The 23,415-nt window shown below is 70.0% G+C and carries 17 protein-coding genes and 2 tRNA genes; 7 read left to right on the top strand and 12 right to left on the bottom strand.

Annotation, left to right across the window (positions count from 1 at the left end):
• Positions 1-55: 55 nt before the first annotated feature.
• The 4 genes from nusG to tuf all read right to left on the bottom strand — a co-directional run bounded on the left by nusG (position 56) and on the right by tuf (position 2,606).
• Positions 56-589, bottom strand: a complete 534-nt coding sequence (gene nusG / locus JOE48_RS12720) for a transcription termination/antitermination protein NusG (protein WP_012320778.1) — start codon at positions 587-589, stop codon at positions 56-58.
• Between the two features lie 73 nt (positions 590-662).
• Complete coding sequence (secE, locus tag JOE48_RS12715) at positions 663-959, bottom strand: preprotein translocase subunit SecE (RefSeq protein WP_210030228.1); 297 nt, start codon at positions 957-959, stop codon at positions 663-665.
• 182 nt (positions 960-1,141) lie between these two features.
• Positions 1,142-1,218: transfer RNA gene (locus JOE48_RS12710), tRNA-Trp, on the bottom strand.
• Between the two features lie 197 nt (positions 1,219-1,415).
• Positions 1,416-2,606 carry an elongation factor Tu gene (gene tuf, locus JOE48_RS12705; RefSeq protein WP_210030226.1) on the bottom strand — a complete coding sequence of 397 codons (1,191 nt, stop codon included), beginning with the start codon at positions 2,604-2,606 and terminating at the stop codon, positions 1,416-1,418.
• A 306-nt stretch (positions 2,607-2,912) separates the two neighbouring features.
• On the opposite strand from tuf, the gene JOE48_RS12700 reads away from it, so the two are divergent.
• Both JOE48_RS12700 and JOE48_RS12695 read left to right on the top strand, forming a co-directional pair.
• Positions 2,913-3,761, top strand: coding sequence for an outer membrane protein (locus tag JOE48_RS12700; RefSeq protein ID WP_210030224.1), 849 nt, complete (start codon positions 2,913-2,915; stop codon positions 3,759-3,761).
• Between the two features lie 424 nt (positions 3,762-4,185).
• A complete protein-coding gene (locus JOE48_RS12695) occupies positions 4,186-7,452 on the top strand; it encodes an efflux RND transporter permease subunit (protein ID WP_210030222.1) in 3,267 nt (1,088 codons plus the stop codon).
• Between the two features lie 170 nt (positions 7,453-7,622).
• Here the strand turns inward: JOE48_RS12695 and cynS are convergent, their stop codons facing one another.
• Positions 7,623-8,111 carry a cyanase gene (gene cynS, locus JOE48_RS12690; RefSeq protein ID WP_210030220.1) on the bottom strand — a complete coding sequence of 163 codons (489 nt, stop codon included), beginning with the start codon at positions 8,109-8,111 and terminating at the stop codon, positions 7,623-7,625.
• 220 nt (positions 8,112-8,331) lie between these two features.
• Between cynS and JOE48_RS12685 the strand changes: the two genes are divergently transcribed.
• The 5 genes from JOE48_RS12685 (at position 8,332) to JOE48_RS12665 (ending at position 12,733) form a co-directional block, all read left to right on the top strand.
• Positions 8,332-9,594: an EAL domain-containing protein gene (locus JOE48_RS12685; protein ID WP_210030218.1), complete on the top strand. Its 1,263-nt coding sequence runs from the start codon at positions 8,332-8,334 to the stop codon at positions 9,592-9,594.
• 141 nt (positions 9,595-9,735) lie between these two features.
• Positions 9,736-11,325, top strand: a complete 1,590-nt coding sequence (gene tsaE, locus JOE48_RS12680; RefSeq protein WP_210030216.1) for a tRNA (adenosine(37)-N6)-threonylcarbamoyltransferase complex ATPase subunit type 1 TsaE — start codon at positions 9,736-9,738, stop codon at positions 11,323-11,325.
• 19 nt (positions 11,326-11,344) lie between these two features.
• Positions 11,345-12,097, top strand: a complete 753-nt coding sequence (locus tag JOE48_RS12675) for a nucleotidyltransferase family protein (protein ID WP_210030214.1) — start codon at positions 11,345-11,347, stop codon at positions 12,095-12,097.
• A gap of 188 nt (positions 12,098-12,285) precedes the next feature.
• Positions 12,286-12,362: transfer RNA gene (locus tag JOE48_RS12670), tRNA-Arg, on the top strand.
• Positions 12,363-12,547: 185 nt separating this feature from the next.
• Positions 12,548-12,733, top strand: a complete 186-nt coding sequence (locus JOE48_RS12665; RefSeq protein ID WP_210036136.1) for a hypothetical protein — start codon at positions 12,548-12,550, stop codon at positions 12,731-12,733.
• Positions 12,734-13,569: 836 nt separating this feature from the next.
• Here JOE48_RS12665 and JOE48_RS12660 read toward each other — a convergent pair.
• From JOE48_RS12660 to JOE48_RS12630, 7 genes are all read right to left on the bottom strand, one after another.
• Positions 13,570-14,160 (bottom strand): phytochelatin synthase family protein, encoded by a 591-nt coding sequence (locus JOE48_RS12660; protein WP_210030213.1) that lies wholly within the window; start codon positions 14,158-14,160, stop codon positions 13,570-13,572.
• A 181-nt stretch (positions 14,161-14,341) separates the two neighbouring features.
• Positions 14,342-15,262 carry an adenylate/guanylate cyclase domain-containing protein gene (locus JOE48_RS12655; protein WP_210030211.1) on the bottom strand — a complete coding sequence of 307 codons (921 nt, stop codon included), beginning with the start codon at positions 15,260-15,262 and terminating at the stop codon, positions 14,342-14,344.
• Positions 15,263-15,781: 519 nt separating this feature from the next.
• On the bottom strand, positions 15,782-17,089 hold the full coding sequence (locus tag JOE48_RS12650) for a glycosyltransferase (RefSeq protein ID WP_210030208.1): 1,308 nt from the start codon (positions 17,087-17,089) through the stop codon (positions 15,782-15,784).
• Between the two features lie 140 nt (positions 17,090-17,229).
• The gene (locus JOE48_RS12645) at positions 17,230-18,468 is read right to left on the bottom strand and encodes a cytochrome P450 (RefSeq protein WP_210030205.1); all 1,239 of its coding nucleotides are present in this window, start codon (positions 18,466-18,468) and stop codon (positions 17,230-17,232) included.
• A gap of 839 nt (positions 18,469-19,307) precedes the next feature.
• A complete protein-coding gene (locus tag JOE48_RS12640; protein WP_210030203.1) occupies positions 19,308-20,165 on the bottom strand; it encodes an alpha/beta fold hydrolase in 858 nt (285 codons plus the stop codon).
• Positions 20,162-21,436 (bottom strand): Bcr/CflA family efflux MFS transporter, encoded by a 1,275-nt coding sequence (locus tag JOE48_RS12635; protein WP_210030201.1) that lies wholly within the window; start codon positions 21,434-21,436, stop codon positions 20,162-20,164. The genes JOE48_RS12640 and JOE48_RS12635 overlap by 4 nt, the downstream gene beginning before the upstream one ends.
• Entirely contained in the window at positions 21,427-22,695 is a 1,269-nt protein-coding gene (locus JOE48_RS12630; protein WP_210030200.1) for a glycosyltransferase, read from the bottom strand. Before JOE48_RS12630 ends, JOE48_RS12635 begins: the two co-directional genes overlap by 10 nt.
• Between the last annotated feature and the right edge of the window lie 720 nt (positions 22,696-23,415).

The following is a 23,415-nucleotide window of genomic DNA, read 5'->3' as shown; positions in this document are numbered from 1 at the left end:
CTCAGCGACGGCCGGAATTGACGGGACGGCCTCAGGGCCGCCGAAATCAGGAGGCTCAGGCCTTCTCGACCTGGGCGTATTCGAGCTCCACCGGGGTCGCACGACCGAAGATCGACACGGCCACCTTGAGGCGGGAGCGGGCGTCGTCGATCTCCTCGACGGTGCCGTTGAAGCTGGCGAACGGGCCGTCGGCGACCCGGACGGTCTCGCCGATCTCGAAGGAGATCGAGGGCTTCGGCCGGTCGACGCCCTCGGCGACCTGGCCCTTGATCCGCTCGGCCTCGGCATCGGGGATCGGAACCGGCTTCGACTTGTCGGCGCCGAGGAAGCCCGTGACCTTCGGGGTGTTCTTGATCAGGTGGTAGACCTCGTCGGTGAGGTCGCACTTCACCAGGACGTAGCCGGGGAAGAACTTGCGCTCGGCATCGACCTTCCGGCCGCGGCGGACCTCCACGACCTTCTCGGTCGGGACCATCACCTCGTCGAACAGCTCGGTCAGCCCGCGCTGAGCCGCCTGATCCTTGATGGACTGGGCGACCTTGTTCTCGAAGTTCGAGTAGGCGTGGACGATGTACCAGCGCTTCGACACGGTTCCGTTCAACTCCGACAAGTCCGCGGGGTCTCCCCCGACCGGCGGCGAGCCGCCCTCAGACGCCTCCGACTCAGACGCCCAGAATCAGGCCGACCAGGAAGCGCAGGGCCTGATCCACAACCGTGAAGAACAGGCTGGCGGCCACGACCATCACGAAGACCATGATCGTCGTGATCGTGGTCTCCCGGCGGCTCGGCCACGTGACCTTGCGCCCCTCGTCGCGGACCTGCGCGAAGAACTCGCCCGGCGTGGCGCGCTTCTGCGGCGCGCGAGCCGGCGTCGCCGGCCGGGCCGGCGGCGGGTTCGCGGGGCCGCGGGCTGCGCCGCGCACCAGGTCCACCTTCTTGGTCGCTTCGTTCGATGCCATGGCGCCAGTGTCTGTGCGTGTTCGGCCCCGAGGCAGAGACCGCATCCGGGAATGCGAATATCGGTGCCGAGGACCCGGATGGGCCCGCACCGACGGTCGCTTCAGATCTCGGATTGCGCCCGCTCTAGCGCAACTCCCCCGGCTTGTCGACCGGGCCGCCGCGCGGGATCGGGCAGGATGTCTGGCAGGAGTGGAGGGACTCGAACCCGCAACCTCCGGTTTTGGAGACCGGCGCTCTGACCAGTTGAGCTACACTCCTAGCGCACCGCCCAATGCCCCATCGTGGTCCGGCTTGCAAGAGGCTGGGTGGGGGGCGGGGCCCTCCGAGCGCAAAATCGCGGGGTCGTCGCGCCGACAAGGACCCGCCGCCGCCCGGGAACGATGACGCCGGCCCCCGTCGAGACGGAGACCGGCGTGGCAGGACGGAGCGGAGCGAGACGCCGCCCCGGATCGCGCTCAGTCGTTGATGGCGGCGACGACGCCGGCGCCGACGGTACGGCCGCCCTCGCGGATGGCGAAGCGCAGCTTCTCTTCCATGGCCACCGGCACGATCAGCACCACGTCCATGGTCACGTTGTCGCCCGGCATCACCATCTCGGTGCCCTCGGGCAGCGTGCAGATCCCGGTCACGTCCGTCGTGCGGAAGTAGAATTGCGGCCGGTAGTTCGTGAAGAACGGCGTGTGGCGGCCGCCCTCTTCCTTCGTCAGGATGTAGGCCTCGGCCTTGAACTTGGCGTGCGGCTTCACCGAACCCGGCTTGCACACGACCTGGCCCCGCTCCACGTCCTCGCGCTTCGTGCCGCGCAGCAGCACGCCGACGTTGTCGCCCGCCTGACCCTGGTCGAGCAGCTTGCGGAACATCTCGACGCCCGTCACCGTCGTGGTCTGCGTGTCGCGGATGCCGACGATCTCGACCGTCTCGCCGACCTTCACGATCCCGCGCTCGACCCGGCCCGTCACCACCGTGCCGCGGCCCGAGATCGAGAACACGTCCTCGATCGGCATCAGGAACGGCAGGTCGATCGGACGCTCCGGCTGCGGGATGTAGCTGTCCACGGTCGCCATCAGCGCCAGCACAGCCTCCTTGCCGATCTTCGGCTCCTTGTCCTCCAGCGCCATCAGCGCCGAGCCCTTGGTGATCGGGATGTCGTCGCCGGGGAAGTCGTACTTGGAGAGAAGCTCGCGCACCTCCAGCTCGACCAGCTCCAGCAGTTCCTCGTCGTCGACCATGTCGACCTTGTTGAGGAACACCACCAGCGCCGGGACGCCGACCTGACGCGCCAGCAGGATGTGCTCGCGGGTCTGCGGCATCGGGCCGTCGGCCGCCGACACCACCAGGATCGCCCCGTCCATCTGCGCCGCGCCCGTGATCATGTTCTTCACGTAATCGGCGTGGCCGGGGCAGTCGACATGCGCGTAGTGACGGTTCTGCGTCTCGTATTCCACGTGCGCCGTCGAGATCGTGATCCCGCGCGCCTTCTCCTCCGGCGCCTTGTCGATCTGGTCGTAGGCCGTGAACGTCGCCCCGCCCGTCTCGGCCAGAACCTTCGTGATCGCCGCCGTCAGCGACGTCTTGCCGTGGTCAACGTGGCCAATCGTGCCAATGTTGCAGTGCGGCTTGGTGCGGGAGAACTTTTCCTTGCCCATGATTCCCGTTCCTGCGCGGGGACCGAATCGGTGCCCCGGATTGACTCGGTCGCCCCGAACTCGGAACGGGGCGAAAAGCGCGGTCCGCTTAGAGGCTCGGCCGCCCGCGATCAAGCTCCGGCGCGCGGGGTGCCTCCGGCGGGCGGCCCGCTGTCAAGCGCCGACGGCGAATCGTGCACGGGGCGATACCAGTCTTCGGCAGTGTTCGGGCGCTTTCAGGTCACAGTGTGGCATTGCGGGCATAGCGGGATCAGTGCGGCCGAGCTTAACTGAGGGCAACAACGCGTAACGTCGGATCCCGCCACCATGATCAAGAAGCTCCTCCTCGCCACCGCCGCGACGGCCCTCGTCTCGACCGCCGCCTCGGCCGCCGACCTGCCGCGCCGTGCCGCCCCGCCGCCGGTGTTCACGCCGGTGCCGGTCTTCACCTGGACGGGCTTCTACGGCGGTCTCGAGACGGCCTACACCTTCACCGACAGCCAGCGGATCACCACGGCCGGCATCTCGGCTATCAACATCGCCAACGTGGCGACGGGCGCCCGCCCGGCGGCGACCCGGATCTCCGATGACGGCTTCGCCAACATCGGCGGCACGGCCGGCTTCAACTACCAGTTCACGCCGGGCTCGGGCATCGTGGTCGGCATCGCCAACAGCATCGACTGGACCGATCTGGCCAAGAACCGCGCCTATCTCGGCAGCACCGGTGCGCTGAGCAGCTTCCGGCAGAGCACCGACTGGATCGGCACGCTCGTGGGCCGCGTCGGCTACGCCTTCGACCGCGTCATGGTCTACGGCCTGGGCGGCCTTGCCTACGGCAACGTGTCCTACGACGCGAACTTCTTCTCGCCCGCCGGCGCCCTCGCCTTCGCCGGCCGCCACGACGACTTCGAGACCGGCTTCGCCTACGGCGGCGGCATCGAGTTCGCGCTGCCCACCGACAGCTTCCTGAACACCTTCGCGGTGGGCCGGTATCTGGGCCTGAAGTACGACGCCCTGACGGTCAAGGCCGAGTACGTCCACTACGATCTCGGCAGCCGGAACGTGCTCGTCGGCGCGATCCCGGGCGTCGGCCTCGGCTCGGGCTACATCTCGCGCTTCCGGACCGAGGGCAGCATCGTCCGCGCCGGCTTCAACTACAAGTTCGGCGGCCTCTGAGATCCACCAATCGGATCGCCCGGACGCCTGGCGTCCCGGGCGAATCTTTCAGGGCGCGTGCCGGGATCGGCGCGCGCCCTTTTTCATGCCGGCCCGATATACGGCGCCGGGGCGCCGTCGGGCCTTCATACCCGAGCGGCATCGCCAGGCGGCGCTCCGTCAGGCCACGTCGGCGAGGTCCGGGCTGATCGCGCCGACGGGGCTCCGCGGCGCCCCGGGCCGGCGCTTCGGCGCCAGCACAACAATCGCCGCCCGCGGCGGCACGGACCGCGCGGCCGCGCCTCGGCGGCGGAAACGGCCACGACCCTGCGGCGAAGCGGCCCGCCCCTTGCCTCCCTGGACGTGATACCGAAACATACCGGGTGTCCGGTGTGCCGGTACACAACGCGGAGTTGCCGGCCCGCCGCCGGCCGGCGGAGACCGCATGGGCCTCGTCCTCTACGCCCTCAAGTTCCGGATCACGACCTACGTGCTCGCGGTGCTGATGATGCTAGGCGGCATCGGGGCGATCCTCGTCACGCCCAAGGACGTGCTGCCGGTCGTCGATATCCCGGTCGTCGTGGTGGTCTGGACCTATACCGGCCTGTCCGCGCCGGAGATGGAACAGCGCATCACCACCTATGCCGAGTACGGCATCTCCAACAACGTCAACAACATCCGCCGCATGGAGTCGACGACGCTCCAGGGCACGGCGGTCCAGCGGATCTATTTCGACCCCTCGGTCAGCATCGACCTTGCCATCGCGCAGGTCGTTTCCTCCACCAACTCGATCCGCGCCGTCATGCCCACCGGCACGCAGCCGCCGGTGATCGTGCGCTATTCGGCCTCGTCGGTGCCGGTGATCCAGCTCGCCCTGACGTCGGCCAAGCAGAGCCTCAACGAGGTCTACGATTACGCCCAGTACCGGATCCGTCAGACGCTCGCGCAGGTCCCGGGCTCGACCCTGCCGTCGCCGTTCGGCGGCGCCCCCCGGCAGATCATGGTCGATCTCGATCTCAACGCCCTGCAGGCGCTCGGCCTGACGCCGCTCGACGTCACCAACGCCATGACGGCCCAGAACCTGACGGTGCCGTCCGGGCTCACCAAGATCGGCGAGCAGCAATACCCCGTGCAGCTCAACGCCACCCCGCCGTCGATCGAGACGCTCAACACCGCGCCGATCAAGGTGGTGGCGGGTCAGCCCGTGCTGATGCGGGACGTCGCCTATGTCCGCGACGGCGGGCCGCCACAGGTCAACGTGGTCAGCGCCGACGGCCAGCAGGCCGTGCTGATGCAGATCATCAAGAACGGCACCGCCTCGACCCTCAACGTCGTCAACAACGTCAAGGCGGCGATGCCGACGATCCGCGCGGCGGCGCCCGAAGGCCTGTCGATCAAGCAGCTGTTCGACCAGTCGGTCTTCGTGTCGAACGCCATCGAAGGCGTGCTGCACGAGGCGCTCACCGCGGCGGCGCTGACGGGGCTCGCGATCCTGCTGTTCCTGGGATCCTGGCGCTCGACGATCATCGTGCTGATCTCGATCCCGCTCTGCGTGATGACCTCACTCGCCGTGCTGGCGGCTCTGGGCCAGACCATCAACGTCATGACGCTCGGCGGCCTCGCGCTCGCGGTCGGCATCCTGGTGGACGATGCCACGGTGGCGATCGAGAACACCTACCGGCTCTTCGAGGAGGGCGAGGAGTTCCGCGAGAGCGTGGTCCACGGCGCCGCCGGGATCGCCAAGCCGGCCCTGATCTCGACGCTTGCGATCTGCGCGGCCTTCACGGCGGTGTTCGCGCTGACCGACACGCCGAAATACCTGTTCACCCCGCAGGCGCTCGCGGTCGTGTTCGCGATGCTGACCTCCTACCTGCTGTCACGGACCCTGGTGCCGCTGCTGATCGACGTGATCGTGGCGCCGGAATACCGGCAGAAGCATGCCAAGGACCGGACGCAGCACGAGGCCCCCCGCCGGGGCCGGATCGCGCGGGGACTCGGTCTCGTCGGCGCCCCCGTGATGCGGCTCGCCGGGTGGATCCATGGCCATTTCGAGCGCGGCTTCGCGCGGTTCCATCGGGGTTATGTCGGCCTGCTCCACGCGGTGCTGCGCCACCGGCTCGTCACCCTGGGCGCGGCCGGCGGCGTGCTCGGCATGACCGGATTGCTGTTCATGTTCGTGGGCCAGGATTACTTCCCGCAGATCGAGGCGAGCCAGATGACCATGCATCTGCGCACCCGCACCGGCATGCGCATCGAGACCGCCCGGCAGGTCTTCGCCGAGATCGAGGGCACGGTCCGCGAGGTGATCCCGCCGGATGAGGTCGACCAGATCCTCCAGAACATCGGCCTGCCGTCGAACAACTACAATTTCGCGTTCTCGGACGGTTCGTTCGTCTCCTACAACGACGGCCAGATGCTGATCAGCCTCAAGGAGGGGCACCACGCGGTGGCCGGCTATCAGAAGCGCCTGCGCGCGGTGCTGATGAAGCGGTTTCCCGACGTCACCGTGTATTTCCAGCCCGCCGACATGATCACCCAGATCCTGAACTTCGGCGTGATCACCCCGATCGACGTGCAGGTCTCCGGCCGGAACAAGGAGAAGGACCTGGAGGTGGCCCAGCGCATCGTCCAGCGGCTGAAGCACACGAAGGGCCTCGTCGACGTGCACCTGCAGCAGATCGTCAACGAGCCGCAATTCTACGTCGAGGTCGACCGGCGCCTCGCCTCCGAACTCGGGCTGACCGAGCAGCAGGTGGCGCAGAACATGAACATCTCGCTGTCGGGCAGCTACCAGGTGACGCCGAACTTCTGGCCCGATCCGAAGACCGGCATCCCCTACCAGCTCTGGGTGCAGACGCCCGAATATCGCAACAGCTCGCTCACCGACCTGCGCAACACGCCGATGTTCGTGCGCGCCGCGACCACCGGCTCCGGTCCGGGCGTGCTGACGCTGCTCTCCAGCCTCGCCGACATCCGCCGGATGCCGACGCAGACGATGATCAGCCACGTCAACATCCAGCCGACCTTCGACATCTTCGCGTCGGTCCAGGACCGGGATCTCGGCGCGGTGGCCCGCGACATCGACGCGATCGTCCTGGACGAGCAGAAGAACCTGCAGGCGCCCGACAAGATCACGGTGCGCGGGCAGATCGAGAACATGCGCTCGGCCTTCTTCCGCCTGGAGGTCGGCCTCGCCATCGCGCTGATCGCCGTCTACCTGCTGATGGCGGTGAACTACCAGAGCTGGGGCGACCCCTTCGTGGTGATCGCGGCCCTGCCGATGGCCTTCTGCGGCATTACCTTCGCGCTGTTCATCACCGGGACCACGTTCTCGATCCCGTCGATCTTCGGGGCGATCATGTCGGTGGGCATCGCCTCGGCGAACTCGATCCTGCTCGTCACCTTTGCCAAGGAGCACCGGGAGGAAACGGGCTGCAGCGCCCTGGAGGCGGCGATCACCGCGGGCGAGACCCGGCTGCGGCCGGTGCTGATGACCGCCTCTGCGATGTTCCTGGGGTTGATCCCGATGGCGCTGGGCACCGGCGAGGGCGGCGAGCAGAACGCCGCGCTCGCCCGCGCCGTCATGGGCGGCATCGCCTTCGCGACGCCGGCGACGCTGCTTCTGGTGCCGTTCCTCTACGTGCTGATGCGGGGCGGACCGGCGCAGCCGGTGCAGGATTACCTGGAGCCGGGGGCGCAGCCGGCCGCCTGACGATCGGAAGGGCCGAGCGCGCGTCATTCCGGGGCGCCGAAGGCGAGCCCGGAACCCAGAACCGCCGGCCGTGCCAGGATCCGGCGCGTCGGCGGCTCCGGGTCCCGGGCTCCGCTGTGCGGCCCCGGGACGACACGCTGTTCAATGGATCTCGAACATCTCCGGACCGCTCACCCCTCCTTGAACCCGTATTCCGGGGTGTCGTCGTCGTTGCCGTAATACTTGTACGGCAGGAACTTGCCCGACATGGTGAGCCGCACGCGGTCGCCCTTGTTGTTGGCCTCGCGGGCCATGTCCATGTTGAAGTCGATCGCCGACATGATGCCGTCGCCGAATTCCTCTTGGATCAGCTCCTTGAAGGTCGTGCCGTAGACCATCACCAGTTCGTAGAACCGGTAGATCAGCGGATCGGTGGGCGGCATCGACGGGATCGAGCCCCGGTAGGGCGGCTCGTTGAGCATCCGCTCCTCGGCGGCCGTGAGGCCGAACAGCTCGGCCGCCCGCTTGGCCTGCGCCTTCGGCAGCTTCATCTGGCCCATGCAGGCCGCGGTGATCAGGAACGGCGAGAGCCCCCCGATCTCCGCGTGGATATGCTTCCAGCTCCAGCCCTTCTCGCGCTTGATGTCGAGCAGCTTCTCGGTGAGGTCCTCGCGCTTCATCTCCGCTCCCTGTCCTGTCTCTCTGGTTGGCCCGGCGCGTCGTACCTTGGCCGGCGGCCGGGCGACCGCGATCGAAGGCACGCTGCATGCCACCCGGCGTGGCCGGTGCCTCGCCCGGATCCGCGACCCGGACGGCCGCCGCTCCCTTGGGGCAACCTTAAGATTGCCGTGCCAAAGCTCGCACCGGGCTTCCCCGTCGCAAGTGAACCATGGCCGGCCGGTGCAGGACACGTCCGATCACATCCATCTCCCAGCCGGCGCCATCCTGTTCGAGGCGGGCGCCATCGGAGACTGCGCCTACCTGATCCTGAGCGGGAGCATCGAAATCTTCCTGCGTCGCGACGGCGCGGTGGCGGTGCTCGGCCGTCGCGGCCCCGGCGAGATCTTCGGCGAGATGGCCATCCTCGACGCCCGTCCGCGCTCGGCGGGGATCCGCGCCGCGGCGGATTGCGTGCTCCTGCCGGTCGGCGAGGCGCAGATCCGCCAGAGGCTCGCCGGGGCCGACCCGATCCTGCGGCTCTGCCTCGAGACGCTCATCGCGCGATTTCGCGAGGCCCTGCCGCGCCTCGCGCCCGCGGAGGCGGAACGACGGCCCATGCCGCCATCGCCCACGGCGCGCGCCGATTTCGACGCGGCGCTGGCGGCGCTCACGCAGGAGCACGCCCTCCGCCGGGCGCTCGCGCGCCACGAGTTTGCCCTCTACCTGCAGCCGATCGTGCGGCTCGCCACCGGGCGGCTCGCCGGGTTCGAGGCGCTGATCCGCTGGCACGATCCCGAGCGCGGGCTCGTCGCCCCCGCGGCCTTCATCCCGGCCGCGGAAGCCAGCGGCCAGATCGTCGCGATCACCGCCTGGGTGATCGACGAGCTCGGCCGGATCATGCCCGGGATCCTGCGGGCGGCCCTGCATGCACCGGCCACCGTGGAGCCGTCCCTGTTCGTGAGCTTCAACGTGACGGCCCAGGATCTCGCCCGGTCGGACATGCCGGGCCTGATCGGCGCGATGCTCGGCCGAAGCGGCCTCGCTCCCGAGGCTCTGAAGCTCGAGATCACCGAGAGCACGCTGATGCAGGATCCGGCAGGGGCCGCCGCCGCGCTCGCGCGCTGCCGCGCCGCCGGCCTGGGCATCGCGGTGGACGATTTCGGGACCGGCTACTCCTCGCTCAGCCACCTCAGCACCCTGCCGATCACCACCCTCAAGATCGACCGAGCCTTCATCCGGCCGATGCTGGCGGAGCCGCGCGATCGCCGGATCGTCCAGACCATCCTGCGCCTCGCCGACGAGATCGGGGTGGTTGCGGTGGCCGAGGGGATCGAGGGGGCGGCCGAGGCGCAGGCGCTCACCGCGATGGGCTGTGCGCTGGGCCAGGGGTACCATTTCGGCCGTCCCATGCCGCTGCCGGACGCGCTCGCCCGCGCGGCTTCCTGGGATGCCCAGGCCTGGCGCGGCGTTCCGCCGGCCCCGGCCACCCCGCTCTCGGCCTGAGCCTGACGGACGCCGATTGCAGCGTTCGGCGAGCGTGGTTTCGATGCACCGGGCCGGCGGGAAGCGCACAACCGCGGCCGGAAACGCTTGCATCCTTGGCGTGTTTCCGGACCATGCGCCCTCTGGTCTCGGAGGCGGGCTTTGGACGGAGACGATCGGGACGGGCAGAAGGCCGACGAGGGGGCGGGCGCATCCGCGCCGCCGGCCCCGTGGGAGTTCGTGCTGCCGGAGGAGACGGCGACCGAGGATCTCGGCCTGTTCCTCTCCGAATTCCTGTGTCCGGGCGACGTCGTGGCCCTGTCGGGCGGTCTCGGCGGCGGCAAGACGACGCTCGCCCGCGCGGTGATCCGCGAACTGGCGGGCGATCCGCGCCTGGAGGTGCCGAGCCCGACCTTCACGCTGATCCAGCCCTACACGGCCCGGGACGGCCGGGCGATCATCCACGCCGACCTCTACCGTCTGCGCGATCCCGATGAACTGGTCGAGCTCGGCTTCGACGAGATGGCCGAGGGCGCGATCACGCTGGTCGAATGGCCCGAGCGGCTGCCGTCCCGCGACGCTCCGGTGCTGACCGTCGATCTGTCCCTGCGGGCGGAATTCGGCCCCGAGGCGCGGTTCGCCCGGATCGACGGCACCGGCGGCATGCGGGCCCGCCTCGACCGGGCCCGGGCCGTGCGCCGGCTGCTCGAGCGCAGCGGCTGGGACTTGGCCGAGCGCGTGCTGATGCAGGGCGACGCCTCGTCCCGTGCCTACGAGCGCCTGACGAAGCCCGACGGCACCAGCGCCGTGCTGATGATCGCGCCGCCCCGGCCCGACGGGCCGCCGGTGCGCGACGGCAAGCCCTACAGTGCGATCGTGCATCTGGCCGAGAGCGTCCACGCCTTCGTGGCCCTTGACCGGGGCCTGCGGGCGCTCGGCTTCTCGGCGCCGAAGATCTACGGCGAGGACCTCGCCGAAGGCCTCCTGATCCTGGAGGATCTCGGCAGCGAGCCGGTGGTCGAGGCCGGCGCGCCGCGGCCCGAGCGCTACGCCGAGGCCGTGCGGCTGCTCGCCAGGCTCCACGCGACGCCGCTTCCCCCGGTCCTGCCGGTGGCGGACGGGATCGAGCACGTGCTGCCGCCCTACGACACGGAGGCGCTGCTGTTCGAGGCCGAGCTGATGCCCGACTGGTACGCGCCCGCGATCCGGGATGCCACCTTGTCGGCCGAGGCGCGGTCGGACTTCGTCGACCTGTGGCGGGCGGCCCTGCAGGGCGCGGCCCCGGACCGGCCGACCTGGACCCTGCGGGACTACCACTCGCCCAACCTGATCTGGCTGCCCGAGCGTGCCGGGCTGGAGCGGGTCGGGCTGATCGACTTCCAGGACGCCGTGATGGGTCATCCGGCCTACGACGTCGCCTCGCTGCTGCAGGATGCCCGGGTCGACACCACCGCCGAGTTCGAGCTGCGGCTGCTCGGGCTCTACGCCCGCGAGCGCCGCGGTCGCGACCCGGCCTTCGACGTCGGCGCCTTCGCCACGGCCTACGCGCTGCTCGCCGCGCAGCGCGCCACCAAGATCCTCGGGATCTTCGCGCGGCTCGACCGGCGCGACGGCAAGCCCGGCTACCTCGCCCACTTGCCGCGGATCGAGGGCTACCTCGCGCGCAATCTCGCCCATCCCGCGCTCGCCGGGCTGCGCGACTGGCACGCGGCGCATCTGCCGGGCCTCGTCACCCCCGCCCCCGAATCCTGACCACCGGACCTCCGATCGCATGAGCGAGCTCAAGCCAGCCGTCAGCCGCGCCTTCGTCCTGGCCGCGGGCCTGGGCAAGCGCATGCGTCCGGTGACCGCCACGATGCCCAAGCCCCTGGTGGAGGTCGCCGGCAAGGCGCTCCTCGACCATGCCCTGGACCGGGTCGCGGAGGCCGGGATCGGCACGGCCGTGGTCAACGTCCACTATCTCGCCGACCTGATCGAGGGCCATCTCGCCCGGCGGGCGGAGGAGTCGGGTCAGGGACCGGCCACGATCGTGTCGGACGAGCGCGCGGCGCTTCTGGAGACCGGCGGAGGCATCCGCAAAGCGCTGCCGCTTCTGGGCGAGGCGCCCTTCGTGGTGCTGAACTCGGACTCGTTCTGGCTCGAAGGGCCGGCCTCCAACCTGAGCCGGCTGATCGGCCGCTGGGACGCGGACCGCATGGATTGCCTGCTGCTGGTGGCCCCCACCGCCACCAGCCTCGGCTACGAGGGGGCCGGCGACTTCGTGATGGAGCCGGATGGACGCCTGGGGCGCCGCGGGGAGCGCAAGGTCGCTCCCTTCATCTACGCGGGGGTGGCGATCCTGAGCCCAGGCCTGTTCGCGGGCACGCCGGAGGGCGCCTTCTCGCTCAACCTCCTGTTCGACCGGGCGATCGAGGCCGGACGGCTGTTCGGCCTTCGTCTCGACGGCCAATGGCTGCATGTCGGCACGCCGGAGGCGATCCGGGCCGCGGAGGAGCGGGTGCGGGCGAGCGCGCGGACGCCATAGCCGGATCGGGCGGCCGGTCCGCGTGCGCGGCGCATTGGTGATGGCGGTGCCGTCTCGACCGAATGTGGCGCTAATCCTTGCGCCGTGCGCGTGGTGCGATGTGATGCAACGAGGTGTCTTGCCAAGCCCGATCCGAGCCTCTAGAAGCCCCCTCACACCGGCGGGCCGAGATCCCGCCGCCGTGTCAGGCGCCCGTAGCTCAGCTGGATAGAGCACCAGACTACGAATCTGGGGGTCAGAGGTTCGAATCCTTTCGGGCGCGCCATCACTCAGCTAGACTTCAAGACATCGCCGAACGGACCGGCGCAACGCTGCGGGTAACAGCGGGACCGCTCGCGTTCGGCTGCGGCGCGCATCGGATGCGCGAGCGGCCGTCGTGAAGGGCGGGCTGATTAAGCTGTCGACAGCCTCAGCGCCCTGGAACCGCTCAGCGCTCCATCCGTAGCCTTTATGTGGCTGGTCGATGTGGAGGCCATCATGATGGCGCTGGGCGTGTTCTGTGTCGTGGCAGGCGTCAGCATGGCAGCCGGATCCCTGTGGTCGCCTCGCTACCGCGCCATCCTTGAGGTGATGGGCGGCAGCCTGTTCCTCGCTGGGCTTGGATTGGCCGGAGCGGACCTCGCGCTGGCGTCCTGATCCAAACCTTTTCCCGGTCCGCGCCTCAGAGCGCAGGGCGCCGGCCGGGACGCTGCCGCCGAGACCAACTCTTTCGTGATCACGCCTCCGGAACCATCAATCGGCGCCACGCCTTCCTCGAGGGGTTGAGGATGTTCGGCTGCCCCCTTGATCCGCTGGTCATCCAGCTCCGACGGCGGCACGAGAGGAAGCTTCCCTTGCGCACATCGTTGATCTCCGCAGCCCTGATCGCCGCGTTCGGCGTCACCGCTCACTTGTCGCCCGCCTCGGCGGCGCCTCTCAGCCCAGCTCCGGCCGCTTCTGTGGGCGCGGTCCAAGACAGCGTCGTCAACGCGCGCTGGCACCCAATCCGCCGCATGCGTCGCATGATGCATCGGCGCGGGCACCACCGCGTCTAGCAACCGCGCGGTCGCTCCGGCGACATCGTTCGAGGCTCGGCCGCGGACGGCACCGCTGCCGGGCCTTTCATTTGCGGGGCGACGCGCATGCGCACGGCCTTGCTGTCCGTGACGGGGGGCTACCCGCGCTGTGCCGAAGCTATTGCTTGACGCGCGCGCGCTCGCGACCGTCCGAAGGCCTCATGACCCTCAAGGTGGAGGCGTTCGAACCGGGCGAGCCGGAGCATCCGGACGGCGAGGCCGATGGAGATCAGGCGCAAGGCGTGCCTTCCGCACCCGGTCCAGCGTCAGGCCGGATGCCATCGCGTTCATGCACACGGCGTCGTTCCTGACCGGGCACCGCGCGGCGATCCTCGACCCGTCCGGTGCACCGTAGCTCCCAAGCTGGCCGATGTGCCCTCGTGCGCCGAATTGGCGTCCACTTCGCCGGGGAGCACGTTAAGGCAGAGCCGTATCGACGATCAGCAATCCCCGGGCTTTGCCGGACGTGCGATCAAGCGTCGTGACGGCGCGCCACAAACGCTCGCTGCCGACAAGAAAAGGCCGGTAATCCCCGTTCACGTCGCCGACAAAGACGAGATCGCGGTCCGGAAGATATCCGAGGATCGGCGAGAAGTGCCCGGCGCCCTGGCCGAACAGGGGCCCCCGGTGGAAGTTGACGACCAGCCGCTTGTCGGGATCGTTGCCGCTGGCCATCGCCGCGCGGAAGTGAGGCAACGAGAGATCGCGGACAACACGGACCGGACGATCGAGCCGCCTTCGTATCAGCGCCGCCAGCTCATCCAGCGTCAGGCCGTTCACGAGCACGCCGAACCAGGGCTGAAACGCCGTACCGCGGAGCAAATCGGCTTGTGAGAAGTCGACCCCGAGGGAGCGGAGCAGGTTCGCCACGCTGGCAGGACCGCAGAAGCTCGGGTTGCTCTGGTATTCGTAGGGACGTCGCCGGTACGCCGCGGCCACGGGCAAGGCCCAGGCCCGCGCCAGGAGGGCAGGATCCTGAAAGTCCGGCCGTGTCGCGATCGAGATCACGGACGTGTCGGCGTCCGGCCCGACGAGACGCGGACCGAGGCGTGCGGCGCCGATGATCCCCACCACGAGCGCGATCGTTCCGAGGACAACGGGCCGGTGGCGTCTCCAGCCCCGGCCGCGTCGCACCTGTTCGGCTACCATGCCGCGAATACTCCGCTCCGAATAAGATTGCGCCCGGCCGCTACGGGTCCAGCCGGATGGCGAACAGGCGCAGGACGGCACAGGCGCCGCGCACCGGCCGAACGGCGACAATCCGTGCCTCGCCGGGCGCCGCATCCTGAACCACGGCCTCCGAGACGATGCAGTCGCAGGCCAGAGTGCGGGTCATCTGCTCCAGGCGGCGGGCCACGTTGACGGTATCGCCCACCGCGGTGAACTCGACGCGCTCCGCCCCGATGGCGCCGATGAAAACCGAGCCGCGGTGCAGCCCGATCCCGATCCGGACCGGCGGCAGACCCGCCCGCTCCCGCTCGCCACTCCAGGCCGACATTGCGGCAGCCAGAGAGCGGGCCGCCGCGACGGCGCGATCGGTATCACCTGGTGCCGCGTGCGGCACGCCGAACACGGCCATGACCTCGTCGCCGACGAACTTGTCGACGAGGCCGCCCGCAAGCTCGATCGCCTGCGCGGCGCGCGTCCGGAACGCCGCGAGGAAGGCCGCAACCTCGCCGGGCGCCAAGGTCTCGCACAGGCAGGTAAAGCCGCGGATGTCGGCAAACAGCACCGTCGCCTCCTGCTCCCAGCCGGCGCGCAGCGCGACGGAATCGGACTCGGCGACCAACCGGGCAACCGCCGGCGCGGCCAGGCGCGCGAGGTTGTCGCGATGACGCGTCGCGATCCGGGCCGCGGAGCGCAGGCGCTCCATCCGCAGCGCGAGCCAGGTCAGGGTAAGCCCGGCGAGGCCGAGGGTGACGGGTTCCGGCTCCGTCGCGGCTGCGAGCCCCAGAAGCAGCGGCATCGCCGCCGCGGTGAGGAGCGCGGCGCCCCATGGCGCGGCGCCGTCGCGCGGGGAGGCGGTCTGCGCCGGCCCGGCCCCCCGGCGCACCCGACCGGACCCGGAAAGGGCGTCCACCGTCGCCGTGCGGGTTTTCGGAAGGGACATCGCCGGCATCAGCAGCCCGAGCAGACGCGGTTCATGATGCGCTGCGCCTTCAGATGCTCGCGCTCGACGTCGGGAGAGCGGGAGGCTTGGCTCCGCCAAGACGGGAGGGTGTGAGCCGTCGCGGCCGGGCTCGGAACGTCGGGCTGCGCGAAGCGCGGCATCGGCTGTGACAGCGCCGCATTGGGGGCCGCCAAGGAGAGGAGAAGGGTTGCGACCGCAGCGCCTGCCGTGGACCTTTTTCGCGGGTTGATCATGGTCTTGTGCTCCCGGTTTCGGAGCATTAGACGTACATCTTCGATATTTCGACGTTGTTCCGTAAAGCGTAAATTCTATTACAGCAGAAATTTGGCGTATAAGATCGAGTTCGTTCAAGATTTGCTGATCAATATTGGCTTCATATCGGGGCCGGCGTGACCTCACGCGAACGGCACCCAGCCCAGCGGGCCGGGTGCCGTCATGGGCGTATAGGGGGGACGGCCGCTCTTCGCGCAGCGGCCCGCGGCATGGTCCGATGTTCGATCAGGCGGCGCTGCGCACGTGACCGCCTCCGCCGTATTGGGACAGGAGCCGCAGGATCTCGGCCTTCGCGTCGTACGCGGCGAACGCGGCGGCGAGGCGCTGCGCCGCCCGGCGGTGGCCGGGCGCGTCGAGCACAGTCCGGACCGCCTGCCGGATCGCCGCCGGCGTCGGCGCGTTCGTGGCGAGGTCGATCCCCGCCCCCGACCACGCGATGCGGGCATTCACGTCGGCCTTGTCCTCGGTGAGTCCGGCGGCGACGAGCGGGATCCCGAAGCTCAGCGCCTGGTTGACGCTCCCATAGCCGCCATTGGTCACCATGGCGTCGATCCGGGGCAGCAGCCACTCGAACGGCAGGTACGGCGCGAGCCGCGCATTGGCGGGGATCGGGCCCGGGATGGCGTCGAGCCCCCGCCCGCCCGCCGTCACCACGGTCAGGATGTCGGGCTCACCGGCGAGAGCCTGGAGGGCCGGGGCGACGAGCAGGCCGAAATCGTGGTTCGCGACCGTGCCCTGCGTGACGAGCACGACCTTGCGGGTGCCGTCGAGATCGCCGGCCCAGGACGGGAGCGCCGCCTGATCCGGGACGATCGGCAGGGCTCCGATGAAGCGCACCGCCGGCGGCATCGCGAACGGGTATTCGAAGCTCGGAACGGTGAGCTGCAGGTAGGTGTCGGCGAGCCGGACGACCGCGTCGAACAGCGGCCAGGGCGGCGCGGCCAGGCCGAGCTCCGCCAGAACGGCGGCGAGGCTCAGCCCGACCGGCCGATCGACCGCCGCATCGTAGGCCTCGGCGATCCGCCCATAGGCCGTCTCCTGCTCCGGTGACTCCGCCGGCGGGAGGCCCATGAACGCCGGGGCTTTGTCGGGGCGTGTGCAGTGGAGGAACGAGGTGCCGCACAGGACGACGGCGGGCCGCTCCGCGCGCGGCCCGAGCAGCAGCGGCAGGGCGCCGAAGTACATGTCGTCACCGATCACCACCGCGGCGGGAAAGGCCCGCAGCGCCTCGCGCAGGCCCCGGTACTGGTCGGGGATCCGATCGACGAAGATCCGCTCCATGGCGACGCGCAGCCAATCCAGCCCGGGCGGGATCTGAGCCAGTTCGGGCACGACGGCGCGGAGGTCGCGACCGTCGAAATCCGCCTTGCCCGGCAGGGCCATGAAGCGGGCACCCGCCGCGGTGATGCGGTCGCGGAAGGAGGAGCCCGACAGGACCATGACGTCGTGGCCGTCATCGACCAGCATGCGGGCGATAGCCAGAAGGGGGTTGAGATGCCCGGTGGCGGGCGTCGAGCAGAGGAGGACCTTCATCGCATGTCCTATCTGTGAGGAGGAAAGGGGGCGCCGCACGATCGCCGCGAGGCCCGGGAGCCAGGCTGGGCGCGGCCTGTTACGGCGCGGCTGCGGAGCGCGGCCGAAACGGTTACGGCTGAAACGGGGGTGGGCAGCCGCTAGGCGGCGACCCGCAGCGCATCGATGCGGCGGATGCCGCTGTGGCCCTGGATGACCGGCATCGCGCCTGTCAGGCGCAGGTCAGGGGCGAGGCGCATCAGGGCGCCCAGGCCCTCTTCCAGCTCGATTCGGGCCAGGGCCTCGCCGATGCACCGGTGCGCGCCGCCGCCGAAGATCGGATGCAGGCGCGGAAGGTCGGCGCGCCGGATGTCGAACGTGTCGGGATGCGCGTAGACCGCTTTGTCCCGCAGCGCCGACAGCGTCGAGAGCAGGATCATGCTCCCGGCCGGCATGACATGCCCGTCGAGCGCAATATCCTCCCGGGCGACCCGTCCGGCGGAGCCGACGCTCGGCTCGTACCGGAGCGACTCGGCCACCGCGGCCGGGATCAGGCCGGGATCGTCGCGCACCGCCGCCCATTGCTCGGGATGCTGCAGCAGCAGCGCCACCTGCATCGCGCCGGCGACCCGGGTCGTGTCGGTGCCGCCGATGATCATCTGCACGAGCTGGACGACCACCTCCTGCGGCGTGAGTTCGCCCGCCGCATCGGCCTCCGCCAGGAAGCGGGACAGGAAATCGTCCTGGGGCGACGACCGGCGCGCCTCGAGGATCGCGCGCACGTAATCCTGCAGCGCGAGCGCCGCCGCCTCGAGATCCGGGATGTCCTCCGGTCCGAAAGTGAAGCTCAGCACCCGGGAGACCTCGTAGGCGAGCCGCGTGAAGCGCGGGATGTCATCGCGCGGCAGGCCGAGGATGTCGGCGATGGTCTGGGCCGGGATCAGGGCGGTGTAGCGCGCGACGAGGTCGACCGCGTCCTCCGCCAGCACGTCCCGGACGAGGCTCTCCGCGGCCGCGCGGATCCGGGGGCGCAAGCCTTCGATCATCCGGGCCGCGAAGGTGCGGGTGAAGGGCGAGCGGCGCCGGCGATGGATGGCTCCGTTGGCGGTGAGCATCCCGTGCGCGAAGATGTCGAACAGCCTGCCTTCCGGGATCCCGCGCGTCTCCGGATAGAGCGTCTCCGTCGCCTGGGCGCGGGGGTCGCGCATCAGCAGGTCGACATCGCGGGCACGGAGCACGAGGAAGCCCGCGACCTCGTGGCCGACGAGGGGCAAGCGGGGCCGCCAGACGCGGAACACGCCGTGCGGATCGGCCTCCAGCTCCGCCACCGTCAGCGTCGGGACGCCGTCCGGAAGCTCGGACCGGCTGCCGTGACGCGTCGGGTCATCGGTTCCGTTCATCTGTCATCCTCGCTGCTGTGATGCGCGAGAACTCTCGGAAGCCCGAGCTACAGGATGATTTCGGAAGCTCGGCCGACGGTTACGATCATAACATTCGGCGCGCCGAAAGGCACGAGCCGAAGAGGCGGCTTCCTGAAGGGCCATTCGCCCGGATTGTGCGCAAGGACACGTCCGCTGCGCTGCGTTTCGCGCGTCGGGTATTCCGAAATCATGCCGTAACCCGGCCGATCGAGAAGGTCTCCGCTTCACAGAAGGAGAAGTCCTCATGGTTGAAGGGTGGGCGAATACGGACGACGTCTTCGAGACGTTGCTGAGGCGGACGATCACCGAGTCCGTGATCGGCGGTTTGGATCACGGGGTCGCGCGTGACGAAGACCTGGTCCACCGCCTGCGGCATTACGAGCGGCGTGCGCGCGCGGAGCAGCTGAGCTCCCAGACCCTCCAGGTCATCACATCGGCGCGCCGTCTTCTGGGCGATCGGCCCGGGCAGGACGGGATCGGTGACGGCAGAGCGCGGTGACGCCCGATCGGTACGCGCTGGCGGCGCTGTCGGTCCGGTTGCGGCAGCGTCTCCGCACCACGTGTGGCTCGGAGATCTCTCACGGAGGCAGGTTTGCGGAGCCGCACGTGTGCCGCCTGCATCACCCCCGCGCGGGATCTGCGATCCCAAACTCGTTCCCACACGCGCGAGCGATCCCGGGCAGGCCCGGGACGCCAGGTTAGGAGAGGGCGTCGCGCCGCTGCGGAGACGAGGCGTTGAACGGCCATCGCTGTGCGGCGCGTGAGCCGGGCGGGCCGGTCCGCGCCGGCACAGGAACCGCGTCTTCCGCCAGGCGCGGCTATCGCCCGCGGGTCCTCAGGCCGACCGCCAGGAAGCGCTCGATCATCGGGTTGACCTGCTCGGCCACCTCGATCGTGTTGAAGTGGCCCGCGAGCAGCGTCTTGGCGGTGACGAGCTGCGGGCAGAGTTCGCGCAGCCGGTCGAGGTCGCGCGCCGCCTCGACCAGGGGCACGTCCGCCGAGATGTAGGCCATGGGGATCCGGCAGGCACGCGCTGCCGGCACCGGATCGTGGTGCCGGATCATGTCGCGGAGCGCCGAAGAGGCCACATGCTGCGGTGTCTTCAGGCAGGGGCCGAGGACGAACGTGTCGAACAGCGCCTGCCGCCGCGCCGGGTGGTCGTAGTCGCAGCCGATCGCCCAGGCCATCTCGCGCACGACCGCCCGGTAATCCGGGCCGCCGACGCCCGCCAGCAGCCCCTCGATCTCGGGGCTGCCGGCTGCGTCCGGTGACGGCAGGACGATCGTGTCGATCATCACGAGACCGGCGGCGAGCGCCGGATGGCGGCCGCACAGCTCGAGGGCCACCGCGCCGCCGAGGCTGTGGCCGATGACGACCGGCTTCACCAGGCCCAGGGTCCGGCATTGCCACGCGATGTCGTCGGCGAAGCCCGCCATCGTGTAGTCCTGCTCCGGCGCATCGCTGGCGCCGTGACCGCGCAGGTCCACCGCCACGACGCGGCGGGTCTTCGCGAAGTGCCGGATCTGCGGCGTGAAGATGCCGTGATCGCCGGTCCAGCCGTTGATCAACAGCAGCGGTTGCCCCTCGGGCGTGAGCGGTCCGGCCTCGATATGGGCGAGCTTGGCGCCGTCGCGCGTCAGGTGGACGGGCTGCCACGGGGGCGGGTCGAACATCATGCGGTTTCTCCGTGTTGGGGGGAGGGGGTTGAGAGGGGCGATCGCCGGTCGGCCGGCCGCGTGAGGCCGGCTTGGGCAGCGGTCGCGGCGAGGCTGCATCCGAGCATCACGGCGGCCATCGACAGGGCGGACCGCCCGTCGAAGAACCGGGCCACGAGGTCGCTCGCGAGGGCCGCGCCGCCCATCTGCAGGAAGACCGCGACGGCGCTCGCCGCGCCCGCCGCGTCCGGGCTGAGTTCCGTGGCGCCGTGCATGGCGTTCGGCGAGACGAGGCCGAAGGCCAGGGCGACACAGACCATCGCGGCGATCACCGGCGGGGCCGCGGGAGGCCAGGCCAGGGCGGCACCGAGGAGGAGCGCCGCGGCGGTCGTCGCCAGGGCGAGACCGGCGCCGATCACCCGAGACGGGTCGATGCTCCAGGCCGCGAGGCGGCCGTTCAGGAACGCGCCGCTCATCACCGACAGGGAGCTCGCCCCGAAGACCAGCCCGTAGGTCAGCGGACGGAAGCCGAGGGCGTCGATGAACACCAGCGCCGAGCCGGTGATGTAGGCGAAGACCGCGCCCGCCGCCGCGGCGTTGCACAGGGCGTAGCCGAGGAAGGCCCGGCTCGCCAGGATCCGGCCGTAGCCGCGCAGGATCCCGGTCGCCGCCGGCCCAGGCGCCGCGACGCGCCGCAGGGGCTCGTCGATGTGCCGGATCGCCGCCAGCGCCACCAGGGCGGCGGCGATCGGCGCGGCGTGGATCAGGCGCCAGCCGCCGAGATCCATCAGCCCTGCGCCCACCGTCGGGGCCAGCATCGGCACCACGTTGATCGTGAGGACGACGAACGACATCCGGGTGCGCGCCGCCTCGCCCTCGAACAGGTCGCGCACCATCGCGAGGACCGCCATGCCCGGGCCTGCGGCGCCGATGCCCTGGAGGGTCCGGAACAGCAGGAAGTCCGGCAGCGTCCGGGCCGCGCCGCAGCCGAGGCTGCCGCCGATCAGGAGGAGGCAGCCGCAGGCGATGGCGGGCTTGCGGCCCAGCCGGTCCGAGGCCGGACCGTAGACCAGCAGCGCGCCCCCGAGGCCGAGCAGGTAGGCGCCGATGGCCGCGCCCATCGCGGAGGGCGGGACATTGAGCGCGGCGGCCGTGTCCGACAGGCTCGGCAGGATCATGTCGATCCCGAAGGTGGGGAGCGCCGCCAGCAGCCCGAGCAGCGCCGAGAAGGCGGCCGAGCCGGCGCGGATTCGGGGATGCGCCGGCACGGCGGCGGCCCGGATCAGGCCCAATGCCGATCTCCGGCCCGGACGGCGCCCCGATGCGACGCCGTCATCCCCTCGATCTCGCGGACGAGCCCGGCCGCGTCGAGATCCGCCCGCACGGCCGCGCCGAGGGCCCTGGCGGCGGTGCGGAAACCCGGTTCCGCCAGAATCCGGCGGGCGGCCGCTGCGATCTCGGCCTCGCTCGCCCCGGCGGCCAGGTGCAGACCGGCGCCGCGCAGGGCGATGCGGGCGGCGTTGTCGGCCTGGTCGCGGGCGAGCGGGATCACCAGCAGCGGCGCGCCGTGCAGAAGTGCCCGGCTGACGGTGCCGTGACCGCCCTGGCACACCACCAGATCGGCTTCCGCCATGAGGGCGTCATGGGAGGCGGCCGCCACGACCCGGATGGAGTCCGGGGCGGCGAGGTCCTTCGCCCCGACATGGGGGCCGGTGGTCAGGACGGTCTGGGCCTCCACCGTCCCGAGCGCCCGCGCGACCCGCCGCAGGAGGTCGGTCTGGTTCTGCGCGCCGGTGCTGCCGGCGACGAGGATCCGCGGCCGGCGCGCCTCGGGCCATGCGGTCAGCGCCCCGCGGCACCAGCCCGGCTCGTCGAGCAGGGGGCCGATGTAGCGGTAATTGGCGGGAAGCGCCTCGGTGTCGAAATCGAAGGTGCGGCTGACGGCCAGGAGGACGCGGTCGGCGCGCTCGAAATGGGCGAACGCGCTGGCGACCGGCGGCAGCCCGAAGGCACGCCGCGCGGCATTGAGCGCCGGCCGACCCTGCTCCATCGCCGACACGATCGCGTCGGTTGCCGCGTCCACTACGGCCCGCTCCTCGGCATTCCGCGGCGGCGCCAGGCCGCTCGCGGCGGGCGGCATGCCGGGCAGCGGGCGGATGCTGATATGCGGCGACAGGACCGCGTGCGGCAGGTTGGCCGCCTCGGCCGCCAGGGCGCAGCCGGGCAGCAGATCGAGGCTCAGGACGGCGTCGGTGGGAAGGCGGCGGATCTCGTCGAGCGTGTCGGCCGCGTAGGTCCCCGCCGGCGCGAACATGGTCTGGCGCAGCCAATCGGCCAGATCCGAGAAGTCGGCCGGGTCGGCATCGGTCCCGGTCGGCGCCCGGCGCCACCCGATGAACGGGAAGCCCGCCGCCTCGACCTCGCCGCGCATCGAAGGGTCGGCCATGACGCGCGGTCGGTGCCCCGCCCGGTGCAGTTGCCGGGCCGCCGTCAGCACGGGGCTGAGATTGCCCGTGGTTCCCCACGAGATGCAGAGGACATGGAGCGACATGGATCGCGTTTCCCAATCTGATCGCGCGTGCAGGCGCAACGTTAGGTCAGTAGTCGGAGGATTTTTCCGGGATCGGTTTAGTTTTTTGATCAGAAAACATTGAGATATTTAAAAACCGAGAGATTCGTAGCCAGGTATATCGGATAATTACATCACTAAATCTTGGTATGTCTGCTTATATTGCGCAGGAAGTCGACATAATCCGGATGTATATTGTGGATGCAGCCGCCGTAGGCGAAGCTGACCACCAATCCCTCCAGCAGCCACCGACTGAGGCCGCGACGCGCCGATCGGCCACCCGCGACGGATGCTGAAGCCGGGCCGGCCCGCTCCCGCGACCGAAATCCCGCTCGTTCCGCAAGATCAGCAGCGAGTGTCTCGCGCGCTGATCCTGACGTGAGCAGGTATCTTCCGCCATGTCGGCGAACATCGGGGATTGCGGCGTCGGCCATGGTCGCCTCTCTATTGCGAGAGGATGATCATGGTATTTGCAAATTACACCCCTATTTCCGGTCGCATAGGTTCCGGTTACAACCGTAACAGAGCCAATTTCCTCTAGCCGGAAGAGCCATGTCCGGTGCGAATGCTCGTATTGTGCTGCCCCGCACAATATGAAGGGCGCAATCCTTTGGGGGGCGTGGTATCAGCTCGGCCGTGCAAGGCCCGACGTCCGGACGCGCCTCGATGGGCCGCCGGGATGGGTCGGCGATGGATGCGGAG

It is taken from the genome of Methylobacterium sp. PvR107 (assembly GCF_017833295.1).
Classification (GTDB): domain Bacteria; phylum Pseudomonadota; class Alphaproteobacteria; order Rhizobiales; family Beijerinckiaceae; genus Methylobacterium.
Note: the sequence above shows the minus strand (reverse complement) of the source record. Positions and strands in the feature narration are given on the sequence as shown.